The sequence below is a fragment of the Streptomyces sp. NPDC005263 genome (genome assembly GCF_042872365.1).
In the GTDB taxonomy this organism is placed as follows: domain Bacteria; phylum Actinomycetota; class Actinomycetes; order Streptomycetales; family Streptomycetaceae; genus Streptomyces.
Window position 1 is genome coordinate 659,087 of sequence record NZ_JBIAKJ010000002.1, and the last position, 18,403, is coordinate 677,489.

19 protein-coding genes are annotated in these 18,403 nt (G+C 71.5%); 12 read left to right on the forward strand and 7 right to left on the reverse strand.

All coding sequences use genetic code 11. The annotated features are described in order from the left end of the window. Positions 1–13: 13 nt before the first annotated feature. Both ACFYRY_RS10215 and ACFYRY_RS10220 read right to left on the reverse strand, forming a co-directional pair. Positions 14–994, reverse strand: coding sequence for an NADPH:quinone reductase (locus ACFYRY_RS10215; protein ID WP_389142134.1), 981 nt, complete (start codon positions 992–994; stop codon positions 14–16). 2 nt (positions 995–996) lie between these two features. Further along, the gene (locus tag ACFYRY_RS10220) at positions 997–1,572 is read right to left on the reverse strand and encodes a PadR family transcriptional regulator (RefSeq protein WP_389142136.1); all 576 of its coding nucleotides are present in this window, start codon (positions 1,570–1,572) and stop codon (positions 997–999) included. Positions 1,573–1,738: 166 nt separating this feature from the next. On the opposite strand from ACFYRY_RS10220, the gene ACFYRY_RS10225 reads away from it, so the two are divergent. Beyond that, entirely contained in the window at positions 1,739–2,545 is an 807-nt protein-coding gene (locus tag ACFYRY_RS10225) for an alpha/beta fold hydrolase (RefSeq protein WP_389142138.1), read from the forward strand. 57 nt (positions 2,546–2,602) lie between these two features. Here the strand turns inward: ACFYRY_RS10225 and ACFYRY_RS10230 are convergent, their stop codons facing one another. Beyond that, entirely contained in the window at positions 2,603–3,391 is a 789-nt protein-coding gene (locus tag ACFYRY_RS10230; protein ID WP_389142140.1) for a DUF1963 domain-containing protein, read from the reverse strand. A 302-nt stretch (positions 3,392–3,693) separates the two neighbouring features. Here ACFYRY_RS10230 and ACFYRY_RS10235 point away from each other — a divergent pair, with 302 nt between their 5' ends. Then, positions 3,694–4,698: an SGNH/GDSL hydrolase family protein gene (locus ACFYRY_RS10235; RefSeq protein WP_389142142.1), complete on the forward strand. Its 1,005-nt coding sequence runs from the start codon at positions 3,694–3,696 to the stop codon at positions 4,696–4,698. Between the two features lie 145 nt (positions 4,699–4,843). Here ACFYRY_RS10235 and ACFYRY_RS10240 read toward each other — a convergent pair whose 3' ends face one another. Beyond that, positions 4,844–5,710, reverse strand: a complete 867-nt coding sequence (locus tag ACFYRY_RS10240; protein ID WP_389142144.1) for a LysR family transcriptional regulator — start codon at positions 5,708–5,710, stop codon at positions 4,844–4,846. Between the two features lie 93 nt (positions 5,711–5,803). Here ACFYRY_RS10240 and ACFYRY_RS10245 point away from each other — a divergent pair, with 93 nt between their 5' ends. From ACFYRY_RS10245 to ACFYRY_RS10255, 3 genes are all read left to right on the forward strand, one after another. Then, positions 5,804–6,541 (forward strand): SDR family oxidoreductase, encoded by a 738-nt coding sequence (locus ACFYRY_RS10245; RefSeq protein ID WP_389142146.1) that lies wholly within the window; start codon positions 5,804–5,806, stop codon positions 6,539–6,541. A gap of 268 nt (positions 6,542–6,809) precedes the next feature. Next, positions 6,810–7,481: a hypothetical protein gene (locus ACFYRY_RS10250; RefSeq protein ID WP_389142148.1), complete on the forward strand. Its 672-nt coding sequence runs from the start codon at positions 6,810–6,812 to the stop codon at positions 7,479–7,481. 196 nt (positions 7,482–7,677) lie between these two features. Continuing rightward, the gene (locus tag ACFYRY_RS10255) at positions 7,678–8,334 is read left to right on the forward strand and encodes a sigma-70 family RNA polymerase sigma factor (protein ID WP_389142150.1); all 657 of its coding nucleotides are present in this window, start codon (positions 7,678–7,680) and stop codon (positions 8,332–8,334) included. Between the two features lie 20 nt (positions 8,335–8,354). On the opposite strand, the gene arsM is transcribed toward ACFYRY_RS10255, so the two are convergent. Then, a complete protein-coding gene (gene arsM, locus ACFYRY_RS10260) occupies positions 8,355–9,200 on the reverse strand; it encodes an arsenite methyltransferase (protein WP_389142152.1) in 846 nt (281 codons plus the stop codon). 105 nt (positions 9,201–9,305) lie between these two features. On the opposite strand from arsM, the gene ACFYRY_RS10265 reads away from it, so the two are divergent. Genes ACFYRY_RS10265 through ACFYRY_RS10275 form a run of 3 tightly spaced genes read left to right on the forward strand, consistent with a single transcriptional unit; the run spans position 9,306 to position 10,877 of the window. Next, positions 9,306–9,677, forward strand: a complete 372-nt coding sequence (locus tag ACFYRY_RS10265; protein ID WP_389142154.1) for an ArsR/SmtB family transcription factor — start codon at positions 9,306–9,308, stop codon at positions 9,675–9,677. After that, positions 9,674–10,426 (forward strand): aquaporin, encoded by a 753-nt coding sequence (locus tag ACFYRY_RS10270; protein ID WP_389142156.1) that lies wholly within the window; start codon positions 9,674–9,676, stop codon positions 10,424–10,426. Before ACFYRY_RS10265 ends, ACFYRY_RS10270 begins: the two co-directional genes overlap by 4 nt. Before the next feature lie 28 nt (positions 10,427–10,454). After that, complete coding sequence (locus ACFYRY_RS10275; protein ID WP_389142158.1) at positions 10,455–10,877, forward strand: arsenate reductase ArsC; 423 nt, start codon at positions 10,455–10,457, stop codon at positions 10,875–10,877. Positions 10,878–10,992: 115 nt separating this feature from the next. Here ACFYRY_RS10275 and ACFYRY_RS10280 read toward each other — a convergent pair whose 3' ends face one another. Further along, a complete protein-coding gene (locus tag ACFYRY_RS10280) occupies positions 10,993–11,913 on the reverse strand; it encodes a MerR family transcriptional regulator (protein WP_389142160.1) in 921 nt (306 codons plus the stop codon). Between the two features lie 139 nt (positions 11,914–12,052). On the opposite strand from ACFYRY_RS10280, the gene ACFYRY_RS10285 reads away from it, so the two are divergent. The 4 genes from ACFYRY_RS10285 to ACFYRY_RS10300 all read left to right on the forward strand — a co-directional run bounded on the left by ACFYRY_RS10285 (position 12,053) and on the right by ACFYRY_RS10300 (position 17,854). Continuing rightward, positions 12,053–13,591 (forward strand): alpha/beta fold hydrolase, encoded by a 1,539-nt coding sequence (locus ACFYRY_RS10285; protein WP_389142162.1) that lies wholly within the window; start codon positions 12,053–12,055, stop codon positions 13,589–13,591. Positions 13,592–13,730: 139 nt separating this feature from the next. Beyond that, the gene (locus ACFYRY_RS10290) at positions 13,731–15,944 is read left to right on the forward strand and encodes an MMPL family transporter (protein ID WP_389142164.1); all 2,214 of its coding nucleotides are present in this window, start codon (positions 13,731–13,733) and stop codon (positions 15,942–15,944) included. 4 nt (positions 15,945–15,948) lie between these two features. Then, entirely contained in the window at positions 15,949–17,151 is a 1,203-nt protein-coding gene (locus ACFYRY_RS10295; protein WP_389142166.1) for a sensor histidine kinase, read from the forward strand. A 1-nt stretch (position 17,152) separates the two neighbouring features. Then, positions 17,153–17,854 carry a response regulator gene (locus tag ACFYRY_RS10300; protein ID WP_389142168.1) on the forward strand — a complete coding sequence of 234 codons (702 nt, stop codon included), beginning with the start codon at positions 17,153–17,155 and terminating at the stop codon, positions 17,852–17,854. Positions 17,855–17,887: 33 nt separating this feature from the next. Here ACFYRY_RS10300 and ACFYRY_RS10305 read toward each other — a convergent pair whose 3' ends face one another. Further along, a complete protein-coding gene (locus ACFYRY_RS10305; protein ID WP_389142170.1) occupies positions 17,888–18,310 on the reverse strand; it encodes a hypothetical protein in 423 nt (140 codons plus the stop codon). Positions 18,311–18,403: the final 93 nt, after the last annotated feature.

An 18,403-nucleotide genomic window follows, 5' to 3' on the forward strand; every position in this document is an offset into this window, starting at 1 on the left:
CGCCCGCCAGTCTCTACTGGGGGATGTCGATCAGGACGCGGCCGCGGCCGCCGGCGTCGATGCGGTCGTGGGCCTGGGCGATGTCGGTGAGCGGGAAGCGGTCGCCGACATCGACGGTGAGGGCGCCGACGGCTGCCGCGGCGGTGAGATCCCGGGCGGCCTGGCGCTTGGCCTGGTCGGGGAAGTCGTCGCTGCCGAACAGCCGCAGGGTGACGTTGTTGAACAGCAGGGTCCAGAAGGGGATCTCGGTGCGGTCGTCGCGGGTGGCGTACGCGGCGATGACGGCGCCGTTGGCGGCGACGGCGTCGTCCAGGTCGGCGTTGTCGGACAGGGCGACCTCGACGATCCGGTCCACGCCGTCGGGTGCGTGGGCGCGGATCGCGGCGGCCGGGTCTCCTGAGTCGAGGGCGACGGCGTGGGAGACGACCGCGGAATCGATCCGGTCCAGGTCGGTGCCGCGTCGGACGGTGCCGATGACCGTGGCCCCGCCCCAGCGGGCGAGCTGGGCGGCCAGCGAGCCGACTCCGCCGAGGACGCCGTTGACGAGCACGAGTTGGCCGTCGACGGGGCCGTCGGCGAAGACGGTGCGGTGCGCGGTGATGCCGGGGATGCCCAGGCTCGCGCCGAGGTCGTCGGGCAGGTGGTCGGGCAGCGGGACGGCGAGGTCGCCGGGGACGACGGTGTACTGGGCGGCGGTACCGAAGGGGCGGTAGGACTGGGCGCCGTACACCCACACGCGCTGCCCGACGCGGCGCGCGTCGACACCGTCGCCGACGGCATCGATGATGCCGGCGGCGTCGCTGTGCGGGATCACCCGCGGATAGGGCATGGCCGAGCCGGTCCAGCCGCGCCGCTTCTTGGTGTCGCCGGGGTTGGCGCCGGAGACGGTGACGCGGACCCGGACCTCACCGGGGCAGGGGGTGGGGTCGGGCACCTCCCCGAGCTGGAGCACCTCGGAGGCAGGGCCCTGCTGGTCGTACCAGGACGCAAGCATGTTCAGTCCTTCCGGTCACGGGTGTGGGTCTGGGGGCGGGGCTGCTCGTCCGTCCCTCGGATGCCGTCGCCGTTCAGGACCTCGTGGAGCCAGGCGCGCTCGGCGCGGCTGATGGCGCGGGCGGTGAGCAGCATGCCGCGCCGGTAAGGGTCGGTGACCTGCTCGGCGCGCAGCGGCGCGTCGCCGTCGTAGAAGAAGCTGGCGGGGGCCTCCAGGAAGTCCAGGCGGCGTCGGAGCACGGCGTGTTGCTCGGCGCTGTCGGGCAGCAGGGAGAGGAACGCCAGGATCGTGAACCAGCGGGAGAAGTCGGTGACCTCGTGCTCGGCCGGTTCCCGCAGCCGCCGCAGCATGTCCTCGCGTCCGGCCGTGGTCAGGTTCAGCACGTAACGGCCGCCGCCCGCCTCGATGGCAGGGCGCCGTTCGATCAGCCCGGCCTTCGTCAGCCGGTTGATCGCCGGGTAGAGGGTGCCGTCGCTGACCGGACGGCTGTAGCCGGTCAGGTGCGTGATGCGGCGGCGCAGCTCGTGACCGGGCAGGGGGCCCTCGGCGAGGAAGCCGAGAATCGCGAGTTCAAGCATGACTCCAGGGTCTCACATCGAAACGATGTGTACATTGATTCGATGTTACGGTGAATGCCCTCCGTGCCGCCTGCAGAGCCGCCCCGGTCGGGATGGCCGCCGCGCCGCACTCCTCCTCGAGAGCGCGACACAAGCAAGAAGACGCGACCACAAGGAAGAAGAGACCATGACCGCCCCTGCTCCCCGCCGCGCCCACGTAACCTCCACCGACGGCACGAAGATCGCCGTCACGATCACCGGCCAGGGCCGCCCCCTGGTTGTCTCACCGGGTGCCCTCAACGCCGCCCAGGACTGGCAGGTCCTCGCCGACCTGTTGGCCCCGCGCTTCACCACCTACGCGATCGACCGCCGTGGCCGGGGTGCCAGTGGGGACAACGGCGAGCACACCATCCAGCGGGAGGCCGACGACATCGCCGCCGTCCTCGACCTCGCCGGGCCCGACGCGATCCTGCTCGGCCACTCCTACGGCGGACTGGTCACCCTCGCCCACGCCCTGCACCAGCCCCCGGCGGCGTTCATCCTCTACGAGCCCCCGATCCCGCTGGCCGGCCCCGTCGGCGGCCACGCACTCGCCCCCTTCGAGGAGGCCGTCCAGGCCGGCGACCTCGACCAGGCCCTCACCCTCGGGCTGCGGAACTTCCTGAAGTTTCCGGACGAGGCCATCGAGGAGTTCCGCCAGACCCCGTTCTGGGCCATCCGCGCGTCCATGACTCCGACGTGGGCCCGCGAGATGCGCGCGATGGACAGCTTCGGCGATGACCTCACCCGCTTCGCCGCCCTCGACGTCCCGACGCTCCTGGTGACCGGCGAACTCAGCCCCCGCTGGCTGACCGATGTCTCCCGCCGCCTGCACCAGGCCCTGCCCGACGCCCGCCTCGTCGAGATCCCCGGCGAAGCCCACGACGCCTTCCTCACCGGCCCCCATGCCCTCGCTGACGCCATCGCTGCTTTCGCCGGCGGCCTGCCTGCTTGAACGTCATCTACGGCACCTCACGTCGTCATGCCGGCGGAGGCCACCGCCTTGTGCTGATCAGCACTGCTGTGTGTGTTCCAACGCCGTGTAGCGGCGCGCGGTGATGTCCTGCCTGGTGCCTGTGATCAGGTTCAGGGTGTAGACGTTGTAGTCGATCGCCTGGCCGGCGATCTGGGCGAAGAGGACGAGGTCACCCTCGTCGGGGGGCATGTCGTAAGGGTCGGAGAAGCCGCCGAGCTGGGCGCACACGCCGAACTTGGCGCCCCCGGCGGCCAGTTCGAGAACGGCGCCCTCGAACTCGTCCAGTATTTCTTCGTTGCCGTTGCCGTTGCCGTCGTTCAGGAAGGCGCGTCTCGCGGGGGCGTAGGACCAGTCGTGGTGCAGGGTCAGTCCGGCGACGGGGTAGAGGGTCTGCGGTTCGTAGACCTTGACATGCGCGGTTTCCCCGCCGAGGTCGTAGGCCGAGGGGCGCTCGGTGGTCTGTGCTCCGGCGGGCACGTGGAGCACCGCGGAGGACTCCGGCTCGTACTCGATCTCGGAGAAGAAGAGCAGGTGGCCGTCGGTGGGGAGCTCGATGTCCAGGACGTCGTGCGGCAGGGCCGCGCAGTCGACGGTCAGGACGAGGGGTTCCCTGCCGTCGGGCCAGTCGACGTCGTCCGGGAGCGAGGGCAGCCCGCCCGTGCGGGCGGCCGGGCGGGCGGATTCCCGTTGGGCCGGGGACAGTTCGTCGAGGGAGAGCAAGTAGACGCACGGGCGGGAGTGGGCGAGCAGCTCGGCTGCGACCGTGTTCGGGACGCCGTGCTTCTGGGCTGTGTCGTAGACGAGTTGCTCGCTGATCGATCTCATGCGCGTGATCGTGCCAGGGGGCACTGACACTCGGTCGGAGGTTGGCCACCCGGCGCACTCGCCGTGGCCCGGAGCCTCAGCACAATACGCTCGGGTGGTTTACCCGGCGCACCCGTCCGGGGAGCGCATACTCTCGCATAACTTCACTGTGTAGCCGCGTGGCTACTTTGAGTGAATGGAGAGCGCGGATGCGTTCAACGTCCATGGGCCGACTGGCAGCCCTCGTCTCGACGGCTCTTCCGGCCCCTCCTGGGGGAGCCGTGCGGAACCCTGTCTCCCGCCTGCGAACGAGAGCACTGGCCGTGGGACTCACGCTGGCGGTGTCCGCGCTTGTGCCCTCGGGCTCCGCCGGTGCGGCTGATCAGTACGAGTGGGCCGCGCTGGGTGACTCGTACACCGCCGGCGTGTTCGTCGGGGACCCGCAGCCCCCGCTCGGCGACGCGTCGCGGGACGGCTGCGACCGCACCACCGACGCCTACCCCGGCGTTGTCGACCGGGAGCTCGACGCGTTCCCGCCGGGCAAGTACGTCCATCTGACCAACGTCAGCTGCGGCAACGCCACCATCGCCGACATCGCCGACGCCAAGCAGACGCCGATCAGCCCGGTCCAGCCCCCCGCCGGAGGCTGGCCCGCAGTGGACCCGCAGGTCCAGCGAGCGAAGCTCGACGACAAGACCGACGTCGTCACCGTCGGCGTCGGCGGCAACAGCCTGCCGTTCGGCGGCATGCTCCTCAAGTGCCTCGAACTGGGCGCGACGCCCGGCAAGTCCTGCCGCGAGCACTACACCAGTCCTCCCGAGGGGGAGGAGAGCATCAACCACAAGCTCGCCAGGGTCCAGGACGAGTACATCCACATGCTGGCCAAGGTGCACGAGGCCGCGCCCAACGCCAAGGTGATCACCGTCGGCTATCCGGCCGTCCTGCCGGAGGAGAGCAGCGCCTGCAACCGCCTCGCCCTCACCGAGCTGGGCTCGATCAAGCACGCCGACGTCGACTGGCTCCGTGACGACGTCCTCAAGCGGCTGAACAGCACGATTCAGCGGGTCACGTCGTTCTTCGGTGACCAGTACGTCGACGTCTACTCCTCCAGCGTGGGCCACGACGCCTGCCAGCCCGCGGGCACCAAGTGGGTCGAGGGAATCTGCGGCGACGCCGAGGACTACTGGCCCGCCAAGCTCCCCGGCACCCTGCTGAACTGCGGTCTCATCCACAAGCGTGTCACCCTGGTCCACCCCAACGCCGCAGGCCACGCCAACACCGCCGCCCACGTCGAACGAGCCATCCGCATCGCCCTCCTCGACCACTGACCAGCAGGCCGAACCCGACGCCACAGCCACGGCACCTGTACGGAAACGCGGCCGGAACGCACGGCCGACCAGTACAAGCGCCGTGGCTCTTGCAGGAGAGCGCGAGCCCGGGCCTGTTGTGGGGGAGCTTCGTAGGACGGGAGGTTCACAGCTGAGTGGCCGTGCGGATCAGCCCGGCGAGGACATGGGAGCGGCTGTGTGCGGGCCAGGCGATGTGGGTGACGACGGGGGGTGCGTCGGTCAGGGGGACGGCGGCGTGCTCGGCCCACAGCCAGGCACGGGCGGAGTCCGGGAAGACGGCCATGGTGCGGCCGAGGGCGATCAGGTGCGCCAGCTGCGTCTGGTCGTGGATCTCGGGGCCCGGGCCGGGCGGGTAGGTGCCGTGGCCGCTGGGCCAGCGGGCGGGCGGAAGGCCGGGGATGTCGCTGACGTCGGCCATGGACAGAGTCCGGCGTGCGGCGAGGGGGTGCCCGGCGGGCAGGACGGCGATCTGACCCTCGGTCATCAGTTCCTCGCTGTCGAACCCGGCGAGGGAGTTGAACGGCGTGTGCATCAGCGCCGCGTCGGCGCGGCCGTCGCGCAGCATCTCACCCTGCTCGCACATGCCGCTCGGCAACACCTCGAGCTCGGCGGCGTCGGGCGCGGCCGCGTAGGCGTCGAGGAGCTTCTGCAGCAGCTCGTGGGACGCGGCGGCCTTCACCGCCAGCACCAGGCGGTTGCGGGGGCCGCCCGGGGCGTCGGCGCCACCGGCGCGACGGGTGCGGCGGGCCGCGGCGGTGGTCGCGTCGAGGGCGGCGCGGCCCTCGTGCAGCAGTACCTCTCCGGCGCCGGTCAGCAGGACGCCGCGGCGGTTACGTGTCAGCAGCGAGACACCGAGGCGCCGTTCGAGCTGCTGGATCGCCCGGGACAGCGGCGGCTGGGCCATGCCGAGGCGCTCGGCGGCGCGACCGAAGTGCAGTTCCTCCGCTACGGCCATGAAGTACCGCAGCTCGCGGGTCTCCAAGGTGTCCATCGCCACAGCGTACGTCGGTGATACCCGCCGGGTATGACAGAGCACCGAATCGGTGTTGGATGCGCCGCTCGTCCGCGGGCGAACATCAGCGGCATGAGCGAAACGAAGACCGCGCTGGTGACCGGCGCGAACAAGGGGATCGGGTACGAGATCGCGAACGGGCTGGGCGCCCTCGGGTACCGCGTGGGCGTGGGAGCCCGCGACGAGGCCCGGCGCGAGACCGCCGTCGAGAAACTGCGCGCCGCCGGGGTGGACGCGTTCGGGGTGCCGCTGGATGTGACCGGCGATCAGAGCGTCACCGATGTCGCGGAACTGATCGAACGGCGGGCCGGGCGCCTGGACGTCCTGGTCAACAACGCCGGAATCTCAGGAGAAACGGGACCGGGGTGGGAGCAGGACCCGACCACGCTCGACCTCGACCTGGTCCGCACGGTCGTGGAGACCAACGTCCTCGGTGTCGTCCGGGTGACCAACGCGATGCTGCCGCTGCTGCGGCGCTCGACCTCGCCGCGCATCGTGAACGTCTCCAGTTCCGTGGGCTCCCTGACCCGGCAGGCGGACCCCGACATCGAGATCGGCCCCGTCATGGCGGCCTACGCGCCGTCGAAGTCCTTCCTCAACGCCGTCACCGTGCAGTACGCCCGGCAGTTCGCCGGGACGAACATCCTGATCAACGCCGCCTGCCCGGGCCTGGTCGCGACCGACTTCAACGGCTTTTACGGACCCCGTACTCCTGAGCAGGGCGCGGCCACGGCGATCCGGCTCGCCACACTGCCCGACGACGGCCCGAGTGGTGCGTTCTTCGAGGACGACGGCGTCATCCCCTGGTGAACGCGAACCTGCTGTGAGCATGCGGTGAGGGCACGGTCTTGCGGCCCGGGCTCGTCGGCTCGCTCGAAGTCGCCGTCGGCGTACCGCTGTTAATACCGGGCATGGCGGTTTCACATGACGCCTCATCCGTAGGAGTCGGGCGGACGGCCCGTCGAGTTCCGCCGAGGTGCTGTGGTCTGTCTCACCCTCTTCGGGATGAGTGGCGGACCCGGTTCCTGCGCGTACCCACCCTTGACGAGCGGCGCTCGGATGCGAGGATGAGGCCGTCATGACTGCTGGGTGGCGTGCGCGCACGATACGTGCCGGGGTGTTCGCGGCCGTCTGTGTGCTGCTCGCTGCTCTGGGGCACGCGCTGATGTCGGCCTCCACCGTGCCGTGGTGGACGATGGCCGCCGGATTCGTCGCCACGAGCGGTGCCGGCTGGTGCCTGGCGGGCCGGGAGCGCGGACTGCCGCTGGTGGTCGGCGCCGTTGCCGTCGCGCAAGGGGCACTTCACTCGGCCTTCTCCTGGGGCCAGTCGGCCGTATCTGGGTCCGGGCTCGGATCCGGGCTCGGATCCGACAGGGGCTCCATGGATTCCATGGGCATGGGCGCCATGGGGTCCATGCCCATGGGTCACGCGGCGCACGCCGAGCCTCTCGGCCACATGACCCACGGCACCAGCGGTATGTCGTCGTTCGGCATGCTTGCGGCCCACTCGCTGGCCGCCGTGCTGACCGGTCTGTGGCTGGCGTACGGGGAGCGGGCCGCGTTCCGTGTCCTGCGGGCCGTCGCCGGGTGGCTCGCCGCTCCGCTGCGGCTGCCCCTCACCGCCCTCTTCGTCCCACCACGCCGGCCCAGTCTGCGGCCGACGCGTGAGCGTGCGGAGCGTGTGCCGTGGCTGGCGCTCGCGCACACGATCATCTCTCGGGGGCCTCCGGCCGGGATCGCTGTCGTCTGAGACAGCTGGTTTCCCGAGGCCGTCCCAAGGGCGCCGCGACTGCGGACGCCGACGCCTCGGGCACGGGTCGTGCACGCCGTACGGCTCTTCCCACTCCCGTCCCGGGACCTTCGTATCGGCACACCTCGCGTCCGCAATGTCCGGGCGCGTGCGCCGCGTTGCCGGATCGGTCCCGGCCACCCGAGAAGGACCTCAGGTGATCACTCCTGTCCTGCCCGTGCCGCGCCCCAAACGTCCGGCGGCACCTGCCACGGCCGAGCAGCCCGCCATGACGGCGGAGTCCCAAGACCCTGCCACCGCCTGGGCGTTGGCCGCCCGGACCGGCGATCCGGACGCCGTCGACCGCTTCGTGCGGGCCCTGCATGCCGACGTCCTCCGCTACGTCAGGCACCTCTCCGCCGACCGGCAACTCGCCGACGACCTCGCGCAGGACACGTTCCTGCGGGCGCTCGGCAGCCTGCACCGGTTCGAGGGGCGTTCGTCGGCACGTACCTGGCTGCTGTCCATCGCGCGCCGCACGGTCGTCGACAGCCTGCGGTACGCCGCCTCCCGGCCACGGTCGGCCGACGTGGACGACTGGACGGTCTGGGCCGAGCGGGCTCAGCCGAGCGGTCTGCCCGGCTTCGACGACGGTGTGGCGCTGCTCGACCTGCTCGACGCACTGCCCGCCGAGCGCCGCGAGGCCTTCGTCCTCACCCAGCTGGCCGGGCTGTCCTACGAGGCAGCCGCCGAGGCCGGCGGCTGCCCGGTGGGCACGATCCGCTCCCGAGTGGCACGGGCCCGGGCCACATTGATCGCGCTCCTCGACGAGGCCGAGGAACTCGAGAGCTGCCCGGCTGCCGTCGCCGCATGAGGACACTGGCCTCGGTGACGTCAGGCGGGGTGGACCGCGGTCCCCGCCGGAGCGCAGCAGGCGTCGACGCCGCAGCAGGCGCCGGCCGATGCCGCGCTCGGGGCCGGTTCCCCGGAGTGCAACGGCTTGGTGGCACGGACGATCGCGGAATGCATGCGGTCGGCGACCGGGTGGGTCGGGGTGATCTCGACGTCGGTGAACCCGGCGCTCTCCAGGCCCTCCCGGTACTCGGCGAAGGACAGCGCACCGGCGATGCAGCCGACGTGGTCGCCGCGCTCGGCACGCTGCTCGGGGGTGAGGGTGTCGTCGGCGACGACGTCGGAGACGCCGATGCGGCCTCCGGGCCTCAGTACGCGGAAGGTCTCGGCGAAGACAGCGGGCTTGTCGACGGACAGGTTGATCACACAGTTGGAGATCACCACGTCGATGGTGTTCGCGGGCAGCGGGATCATCTCGATGGTGCCCTTGAGGAACTCGACGTTGCTCGCGCCCGCCTTCCCGGCGTTGGCCAGGGCCAGGGCGAGCATCTCCTCGGTCATGTCCAGCCCGTACGCCTTCCCCGTCGGGCCGACGCGGCGGGCGGACAGCAGGACGTCGATCCCGCCGCCGGAGCCGAGGTCGAGGACGCGCTCGCCCTCGCGCAGTTCGGCGACGGCGGTCGGGTTGCCGCAGCCGAGGGAGGCGGCGACGGCCTCGGCGGGCAGGGTGTCGCGCTCGTCACCCGCGTAGAGGGTGGAGCCGAAGTTCTCATCGACCTCGACCGGCTCGGGCCCGCAACACGCGGTACCGCCCTCGGTGACCTTCACGGCGGCCGCGGCGTACCGCAGACGGACGGTTTCACGCAGGTCGGTGGATGGATCCGTCATGGCTCACTCCTGGATGAGGGGGCGTGGTGGCGCCCCGGAACGGCCTGTATTGACATTCTTTGATTCAACCTTGCGCCTTGAATCGAAAAACGTCAACATAGAGGCATGTCGAAACAAGAGCTTGAGGTGATCGGCCAGGAGGCAGCTTGCTGCCCGGGTCTGACTGCCGCGCCGCTGGGCGACGAGCGAGCGGTCGAGCTGGCGAAGGTGTTCAAGGCCCTCGGGGACCCGGTCCGGTTGCGCCTGCTGTCGATGATCGCCTCGCGGGACGGCGGCGAGGTCTGTGTGTGTGAGATGACGCCCGCGTTCGACCTGTCCCAGCCGACGATCTCCCACCACCTCAAGCTTCTGCGGCAGGCCGGACTCATCGACTGCGAACGCCGCGGGACCTGGGTGTACTACTGGGTGCTGCCCGGCGTCCTGGACCAGCTCGCCGCCTTCCTGCGCACCCCGCAGACCACCGGGGCGACCGCGTGAGCGTGTCCCTGAGCCGCCGTGTCGCCGCCGAAGCCCTCGGGACCGGGCTGCTGACGGCGGTCGTCGTGGGCTCCGGGATCCAGGCCGCCGAGCTGTCGCACGACGTGGGCGTGCAGTTGCTCGCCAACTCCCTGGCCACCGTCTTCGGCCTCGGCGTGCTGATCACCTTGCTGGGGCCGGTCTCCGGCGCGCACTTCAACCCCGCCGTCACCCTCGCCGCCTGGTACACCGGTCGTCGCCGCGGCACCGGCCCGACCCCGCGCGAGGTCGCCGCGTATGTGTCCGCCCAGTTCGGCGGCGCGATCGGCGGCACGCTCCTGGCCGACGCGATGTTCGCCCGGCCGCTGGTGACGTTCTCCACTCACGACCGATCCGCGGGCAACCTGTGGCTGGCCGAGGCCGTCGCCACGGCGGGGCTGGTCCTGCTGATCTTCGGACTGGAGCGCACGGCCGGCACCACCGCGCGGAGCGCCTCGCTCGTTCCCGCCGCGGTGGCCTCCTACATCGGGGCGGCCTACTGGTTCACCTCCTCCACCTCGTTCGCGAACCCCGCGGTGACGGTCGGCCGAGCCTTCACCGACACCTTCGCCGGGATCGCTCCCGCTTCCGTCGCCCCGTTCATCGCGGCCCAACTGGTCGGCGTCGTGCTCGGGTTGGGTGCCGTGGCCGCGGTGTACGGCCGCCCCTCACCGGCCGAAGTAGACGCCGTCGTCGTCCCGCCCGCGGCGCCGGAACCCATCTCCCCATGACCTCCCACCACCCGCAAGGACACCTGCCATGAGCCGTTCCGCACCGCGCCCGTCCGTGCTGTTCGTCTGCGTTCACAACGCAGGCCGCTCCCAGATGGCCGCCGCCTTCCTCACCTACCTCGCCGACGACCAGGTCGACGTGCGCTCGGCCGGTTCGGCTCCCGCCGACGCGGTGAACCCGGCCGTCGTCGAGGCGATGAACGAGGTCGGTATCGACATCTCCTCCGAGATCCCCAAGGTCCTCACCGTCGAAGCGGTCCAGGCGTCCGACGTCGTGATCACCATGGGCTGCGGCGACACCTGCCCGGTCTTCCCCGGCAAGCGGTACCTGGACTGGCAGCTCGACGACCCCGCGGGCCAGGGTGTGGACGCCGTCCGGCCGATCCGGGACCAGATCGAGCAGCGGGTGCGCGGCCTGCTCGCGGAGCTGGGTGTCCCCGGCACGGCGTGATCGCGAGGCCGTCGACAACGGCCCTTGTCTGACCGGGCGTTGACGGTCCAGTGCGTTGATGGCCGCACGTCGTGGGGCGTGACTGGTCCGGCGTCGGGGCCCTCTTCCCTGCGAGCTACGCCGCTCCCGCGTTGTCCCGTTCCAGAGCCGCGCGCAGCCAGTCGTCCGTGACGCCCGGGGTCGGCTCCGGTCGGGCGCCCGGCGGCGTGAGCACCACCGCCATCAGGTCCCAGTACCGGTCCAGACGCGGACCGGCCGCGAGCCGCTTGGCCAGCAGGCGGCGGAACTCCCGGGTGTCCCTGCTGCCGTACGCGCTCGCGTACGCCGCCACGTAGGCGTCCAGCGCCTCGCCCAGGTGTGGAGCCCCGCGCGGCTGCCGTCCGGCGAGCTCGTACGCCTCGGCGAGGCCCGTGTACAGCGCGCCCGCCCCGTGGGCCCCGGCCGCCCGGTGCACCTCCGGCTGCGGCTGACGGCCGCCTGGGCAGGGGGCCGTCGTCATCGCGTGCAGCCGGGCGAAGGCGAGCACCTGAGCCGGGGCCGGCTCGTCGGGCAGCTGCGGAACGGCCACCTCCAGAAACGCGGCCGTCGCCCGGGCCGGCATCCGCGGCGGCAGCCAGGCACGCCAGAACCGGGCCAGCGGTGCCGTGCTCGGCGGGACGCTCACCGCGCCGATCAGCCGCAGCCGTTCCGCCAACTCCGCGGGCGGGCACTCCCGCACCAGCCGCAGTGACGCCTCCCGCCAGCGCAACGCCCTCAGCTCGCTGCCCAGTTCACGCAGGCGGCTCGCTACGGCGTCCTCCAGGACCCCGCCCGCCGCGCCCTCGTCCTCCAGGACCCGGCGTACCTCGGGCAGCGGCAGGTCGAGGGCGCGCAGGGAACGGATCAGCCGCAGCCGCTCCAGCGCCTCGGGGCCGTACCGGCGGTGCCCGCCGCCGCTGCGGGAGGCCTCGGGCAGCAGGCCCCGGTCGGAGTAGAAACGGACGGTCTTCACGGTGACACCCGCGCGCTCGGCGAGTTCGCCGATGCTCCAGAACACCTCGTGCGACGTGGACAGTTGAACCTCCCTCTGGGGGAGTTCCTACGGTACCGGCGCACGGACCGGGGGAACCCCCGGTCCGCGGACCACGGCGTACGCGACCGGCGCGACGCCATGTGACGGACCCGAGGAGAGTGCCATGACCGTGTTCATCGTGGTGGCAGGCGTGTTCACCGGCACCCATGTCTGGCAGGAGACGGCCGCGCGGCTGGCCGCGACCGGCAGCGAGGTGCACCCGGTCCCGCTCACCGGGGTCGACGCGCAACGGCCCGCCGCCTCCGCCCGCGTCGATCTGGAGACGCACATCGCGGACGTGACCGCGGTGATCGACGCGGTGGACGAGGCGTCCGGCCGGGACATCGTGCTCGTCGGTCACGACTACGGCATCCATCCGGTGGTCGGCGCCGCCGACCGGCGGCCACAGCGCGTTGCCCGCGTCGTGTACCTGGACTGCGGGATGCCGCAGAACGGCGTCCCGGCCCTGGCCGCCGTACCGGACCAGGCCCTGCGCGCCCAGCTGGCCGAGCTGGCCCAACGCGGCGAGGTCGAGGGGGAGTTGGCGCCGCCCGGCCGCGACGAGTGGCAGCGCTGGGGCAGTACCGCCGGTGTCGCGGACGCGGCACTGGACCGGCTGACCGCCCTTGCCGCGCCGCAGCCGATGGGCACCCTGCTCCAGCCGCTGCGGCTGACCGGAGCGGTGGCCGCGGTTCCCACCACCGGGGTGCTGTGCACCGGTAACGGCGTCGGCATTGACCTGCTGCAACAGCTCGTCGACCTCGGCGACCCCGCGCTGGCTCCCCTGACCGACCCTCAGGTCACCTTCTTCGAACTGCCCACGGGGCACTGGCCGATGCTGTCCCGCCCCGCCGAACTGGCCGACGTCCTGCTGCGGGCCGCGGCCGGCGAGGGGCGCCGCCTGCGACCCGTCGGCGCCGGCGAACCGCCCGCCCATCTGCGCCCCTTCCCGCTGGACGTGCCCGAGCTGCCCCGGGACCGCAGGGGCCATGTCGACCTGTACGTCCCCGACGCCGAGGGCCCCCGACCGGCCGTGGTCATCGTCCACGGCGGCCCGGTGCCCGCCGGCGCCCGGCCGACCCCGCGCGACTGGCCGACCCTGATGGGGTACGCCCGCCTGGCGGCCGCCGAGGGCATGGTCGGCGTGACCCTCGACCACCGCCTGCACGACATCGCCGACTACGAGCGTGCCGCGGCGGACGTCACCGCCGCAGTGGAACTGGTCCGAGCCGATCCCCGGGTGGACGCCGACCGGATCGCCCTGTGGTTCTTCTCCGGTGGCGGCCTGCTCACCGCGGACTGGCTGACCAAGCCCCCGACCTGGCTGCGCTGCCTGGCCGCCTCCTACCCGGTCCTGGCGCCGCTGCCCAACTGGGGGCTGACCGGCGACCGTTTCCACCCGGCCCAAGCGGTCGCGCACGCGGGCGCTCTGCCCGTCGTCCTGCTCCGCGCGGGACGAGAGACACCCGAGATCGCCGCCACCGTGGAGGCGTTCGTGTCCGCGGCCGCAGCCTCCGGGGCAAACCTGGAACTGGTCGACGTCCCGAACGGCCACCACGGATTCGAGACCCTCGATGATCCGGAGGAGATCCGCCCGGCCCTGCGCCGGGCGATGCGCTCGGTGGTGACCCACCTGACCCACCTGACCCACCTGGCCGGCTGAATCCTCGAGGTCCTGGTCCAGATCGCCTGCCGGAGGAACGGGTCGTCCGGCGCGGGGGCGGGGTCCACCAGTCGGTGGACCCGAGGTTCAACCTGACGAGGCTGTCGGCGCGAACCCCCCGGCGACCAGCATGGACGACATGAGGAATCTCCCTGTACGCATGGCTCGTTGGAGCGCCGGACACCCGTGGCGCGCGATCGTCTGCTGGCTCCTTTTCGTGGTTCTCTGCTTAGGAGTGGGCATCACCGTCGGCGGAAACCCGGCCACCACGGAGGACTTCCGGATCGGCGAGGCGGGCCGGGCGGAGGCGATGGCCGCCGAGGGCGGACTGCAGCAGCGCCCCGTCGAACGCGTCCTGATCACCGCGCGGCCCGGCACCGGACGCCTCGACCTGAACGCCGCCGAAGCCGCCGCCCGGGACGTCGCCGACCGGATGCGCGGGCTTCCCGAGGTGCGCTCGGTGGCCACCCCGGTGCGGGCGGCGAACAACACCGCTGTACGGGTCGACGTCACCATGAAGGGCCCGGAGCTGGAGGGCAAGAAGCACGTCGACGCGCTGCTCGCGCAGACCGAAGCGGTGCGGAAGGCCAACCCGGGACTGCGGGTGGAGGAGACCGGATCCCCCTCCATCGGCAAGGGCGTCGACAAGCTGCGCGGTGACGACCTGTCCCGTACGGAGATGATCGCGCTGCCGGTCACCCTGGTCACCCTGCTGCTGGTCTTCAGCTCCGTCGTGATGGCGCTCGTACCGCTGCTGCTCGCGCTCACCTCGATCGCCGCGGCCATCGGCCTGTCGATGCTGGCCTCGCACGTCTTCCCGGACGCGGGCGTCGGCACCAACGTGATCCTGCTGATCGGTCTGGCTGTCGGTGTCGACTACACCCTCTTCTACCTCAAACGGGAACGGGAGGAGCGGGCCGCATCGGGCGGCCGGCTCAGCCCGCAGGCCGTCGTCGAGCTGGCCGCCGCCACCTCGGGACGCGCGGTCGTGCTCTCCGGCCTCGCCGTCGCCGTCTCCAGCGCCACCCTGTTCCTCGCGGACGACGTGATCTTCTCCTCCATCGCCACCGGCGCGATCGTCGTCACCCTGGTCGCCGTGCTCAGCTCGCTGACCGTACTGCCCGCGCTGCTGGCCACGCTCGGCCGGCGGGCGGAGCGCCGCGCGGTGCGGCGGGAGGCGCGTGCGGCCAGGCGCGGCCGGTCCGCACGGCCCGAGAAGCAGCCCAAGACCGGCCCCGGCCGCCTCACCACCGCGGTACTGCGCCCCGTCAGCAAGCACCCCGCCGCCGCCCTCACCGGCACCGTCCTCGTCATGCTCGCCCTGGCCGCCCCGGTGTTCGGCCTGAAGCTGACCGACATGGGCCGTGAGACGCACTCGCGCTCCATCGTCGCCATGCAGACCTATGACCGTCTCAACGCGGCGTTCCCCGAGCTGAAGTCCATGCACCAGATCGTCGTACGCGCGGACGCCGACCGCTCGCCCGAGGTGACCGCCGCCCTGCGTGAACTCGCGGCGGACGTCGACGACGACCCGCGGCTGAGCGGAACCTCCCAGCTGTCCACCTCGCCGGACCGGCGGATCAGCATGCTCCAGCTTCAGGTGCCGTACTACGTGAGCACCGACCAGGCCCAGTCGTCCCTCCACGACATCCGCGACACGTTCGTACCCCGGACCGTCGGCAAGGTGGCCGGCGCCGAGACCGCGGTGACCGGGGACGTCGCCCGCTACACCGACTACCCCACGCACCAGCGGCAGAAGCTGCCGCTGATCATCGGGGCCCTGCTGCTGGTCACCTTCGCCATGACGGTGTGGGCGTTCCGCTCGCTGGTCCTCGGCCTGGTCGGCATCCTGCTCAACCTGCTCTCGGCCGCCGCCTCGCTCGGCGTGCTGGTCCTCTGCTTCCAGCACACATGGGCCGAGGGGCTGCTCGACTTCGACTCCACCGGCTCGATCGGTTCCCGCGTCCCGCTGTTCCTGTTCGTCATCCTCTTCGGACTGTCCATGGACTACCAGGTGTTCGTGATCAGCCGGGTGAGGGAGGCCGCCATGAACGGCGTACCCACCCGCAAGGCCGTGATCGACGGTATCGGCAGCTCGGCCGGCGTGGTCACCAGCGCCGCGGTCGTGATGGTGACGGTGTTCGCCAGCTTCGCCGCCCTGCACCTGATCGAGATGAAGCAGATCGGCTTCAGCCTGGCGGTCGCCGTACTGCTCGACGCGTTCGTCATCCGGATGCTGATCCTGCCCGCGCTGATGCTGCTGCTCGGTGAGGCCAACTGGTGGCCGTCACGCGGCGTCCGCCGGGCCCGGAGCCGGATTCCGGCCTCCCGTCCCCTGCAAAAAGTAAGCTGAGCCAATGACTGAGCGGCCGCAGCCCAACGACCGTTACTTCGCAGGCCCGTTGGGCACCTCGGATACGTTCCGTCTCTGGAACACCGTCTCCTGGGTCCTTCTCGGCCTGCTGCCCACGGCGGTCGCCGTACTGGACGCGGGGGAGGCGAAGCGGTACTGGTCGTGGGGCCTGCTGACGCTGATCGCCCTGTGCTACGCCGTCGTCCTCACCCTGCCGCGCAACCCGGTGCTGCGCCCCGCGGTGTTCCTCGTCCTGCTGTCGCTCGTCATGGGAGGCATCTCCTACCTGCTGGGAGGTGCCGCCGCGTTCTACGTCGTCTCCCTTCCGCACTTCTGGACCTTCGTACGCGGCCCGCGTCCCTCGATCGTCCTCAGCGGCCTCGGTGCGGTGACCACCGTGGTCGGCGGCACCCTGCGACAGGGCTGGAGCCCTCAGTTCCTCACCGGGAACACCGTGTCCACGGTCGTCGCCTACGGGGCGGGAGTCGCCCTCGGCCTGTGGCTGTATCGCTTCATCGGACTCAGCAACGCACGCACCGAGCAGCTGGCCGCCGAACTGGAGGCGACACAGCGGGAGTTGGTGGAGGCCCACCAGCGGCAGGGGGCGGTGGCCGAACGGGAACGCATCGCCCGTGAGATCCACGACACCCTCGCCCAGGGGTTCGCCTCCATCATCGTTCTCGCGGAGGCGGCCCGCTCCGCCGTCGCCACCGACCCCGAAAAGTGCGACCGGCAGCTGCTGTCCATCGCGCAGACCGCCCGGGAGAACTTCGCCGAGGCACGGGCGCTCGTCGGATCAGCGCCGCAGGGCGGCGTCGCGGCGGGCTCGGTGGCCGCGACCCTGCGCCGGACCCTGGAACGGTTCGCCGAGGACACCGGACTGACCGTCGCCACCGAACTGGCGGACGTCGACTGCGACCAGACGACCCGCATCGCGCTGCTGCGCTGCACCCAGGAATCCCTCGCCAATGTGCGCAAACACGCGGCCGCCACCACGGTGGGGGTCGTCCTGGCCCGGTATCCGCACGGCATCGAACTGGAAATCACCGACGACGGCCGGGGCTTCGTGGTCGACGAAGCCCACGGCTTCGGCCTCGTCGGAATGCGCAAACGGCTGGCCGAACTCGACGGTGAGCTGGCCGTCACCAGCTCCGTCGGGGACGGAACCCGCGTCCTCGCCATGATCCCCACAAACAGTCAGGACTGACATGGCAGACGTGACCCGACAGGCCGCGGCCGATGAGACGGCCGTGGCGGAGCAGGACAGAATCCGCGTGATCGTGGTGGACGACCACACGGTGATGCGCGCGGGCGTGGTCGCCCTCCTGGCGGACGAGCCCGGCGTCGCCATCGTCGGAGAGGCGGGCAACGGCAGGGAGGCCGTCGAACTCGTCGAAACCCTCGCCCCCGACCTGGCCCTCATCGACCTGCGGATGCCCGTCCTCGACGGCGTCGCCGCGACCGCTGAGATCGTCGCCGGCCCGGCGCGGACCCGGGTGCTGATCCTCACCACGTACGACACGGATGTGGAGATCGAGCGCGCCGTCGAGGCCGGCGCCGTCGGCTACCTCCTCAAGGACACCACGCGCGAGCAACTCGTCGACGCCATCAGGTCCGCGGCCCGGGGTGAGACGGTGCTCGCCCCCAAGGTGGCCGAACGCCTCGTCGCCCGCATACGGCGGCCCGCCCCGGTGTCCCTGACCGGCCGGGAACTGGACGTCCTGAACGCGGTCGCCGACGGCCTGTCCAACGCCGACATCGGCAAGCGCCTGGTCATCGGGGAGGCCACGGTGAAGACGCACCTCCTGCGCGTCTTCGCCAAGCTCGACGTCAGCGACCGTACGCACGCGGTGGTCGTGGCCCTGGAACGGGGCCTGCTGGTACGCCCGGACCGGGACGAACGGACGTAGGGCCGCGTACGGCGGCACGCGGCCCGGGTGCCGTCAGGCGCTCTGCCTGGCGGCCTCGGCCGGTTCGGAACCGCGGTCTTCCTGGGACTCCGCGCGCTGCGTCTGTGCTTCCCTTCCCTTTTCCCGCAGCAGCCAGGTCGCTCCGGCCACCGCGAGGGCGACCGGCCATTCGAGGGCCCCTGCCACGGTGAGCGCGCCCAGCCCGCCGTAGAAGGCGACGTTCTTGGTCATCGGCGTCGCGGGTGCGTCACGCAGCCGGGACGTCATGGTGCGGACGTCGGTGGCCAGGTCCTTCGGGGTGAGGTACGGGACGGGCACCGGGGCGTTGTAGGTGTGCATGATCAGGCCGGTACGCCCTTCGTGGACCTGCGTTCCCCCGGTGGTCTTCGTGGGCGATGGTTCCTGCTGCGTGGCAGCCCGGTCGGTGTCCTGCGCTGTCTCTGGCGCTCCACGCATGACATGACCTCCTCCTGTTCGGGGTAAGGCGAATAGGCGCCTTTTATTCAATATTGCCGCGTTTAGGGCAGTATTGGGGGTTCTGAAGCAGAT

Coding starts and splice junctions, on each gene's coding strand:
- ACFYRY_RS10265 (WP_389142154.1), top strand. CDS start 9,306: ATGTCGAAACAAGAGCTTGAGGTGATCGGCCAGGAGGCAGCTTGCTGC.
- ACFYRY_RS10305 (WP_389142170.1), bottom strand. CDS start 18,310: ATGCGTGGAGCGCCAGAGACAGCGCAGGACACCGACCGGGCTGCCACG.
- ACFYRY_RS10225 (WP_389142138.1), top strand. CDS start 1,739: ATGACCGCCCCTGCTCCCCGCCGCGCCCACGTAACCTCCACCGACGGC.
- ACFYRY_RS10275 (WP_389142158.1), top strand. CDS start 10,455: ATGAGCCGTTCCGCACCGCGCCCGTCCGTGCTGTTCGTCTGCGTTCAC.
- ACFYRY_RS10285 (WP_389142162.1), top strand. CDS start 12,053: ATGACCGTGTTCATCGTGGTGGCAGGCGTGTTCACCGGCACCCATGTC.
- arsM (WP_389142152.1), bottom strand. CDS start 9,200: ATGACGGATCCATCCACCGACCTGCGTGAAACCGTCCGTCTGCGGTAC.
- ACFYRY_RS10220 (WP_389142136.1), bottom strand. CDS start 1,572: ATGCTTGAACTCGCGATTCTCGGCTTCCTCGCCGAGGGCCCCCTGCCC.
- ACFYRY_RS10245 (WP_389142146.1), top strand. CDS start 5,804: ATGAGCGAAACGAAGACCGCGCTGGTGACCGGCGCGAACAAGGGGATC.
- ACFYRY_RS10240 (WP_389142144.1), bottom strand. CDS start 5,710: ATGGACACCTTGGAGACCCGCGAGCTGCGGTACTTCATGGCCGTAGCG.
- ACFYRY_RS10295 (WP_389142166.1), top strand. CDS start 15,949: ATGACTGAGCGGCCGCAGCCCAACGACCGTTACTTCGCAGGCCCGTTG.
- ACFYRY_RS10215 (WP_389142134.1), bottom strand. CDS start 994: ATGCTTGCGTCCTGGTACGACCAGCAGGGCCCTGCCTCCGAGGTGCTC.
- ACFYRY_RS10300 (WP_389142168.1), top strand. CDS start 17,153: ATGGCAGACGTGACCCGACAGGCCGCGGCCGATGAGACGGCCGTGGCG.
- ACFYRY_RS10290 (WP_389142164.1), top strand. CDS start 13,731: ATGAGGAATCTCCCTGTACGCATGGCTCGTTGGAGCGCCGGACACCCG.
- ACFYRY_RS10250 (WP_389142148.1), top strand. CDS start 6,810: ATGACTGCTGGGTGGCGTGCGCGCACGATACGTGCCGGGGTGTTCGCG.
- ACFYRY_RS10230 (WP_389142140.1), bottom strand. CDS start 3,391: ATGAGATCGATCAGCGAGCAACTCGTCTACGACACAGCCCAGAAGCAC.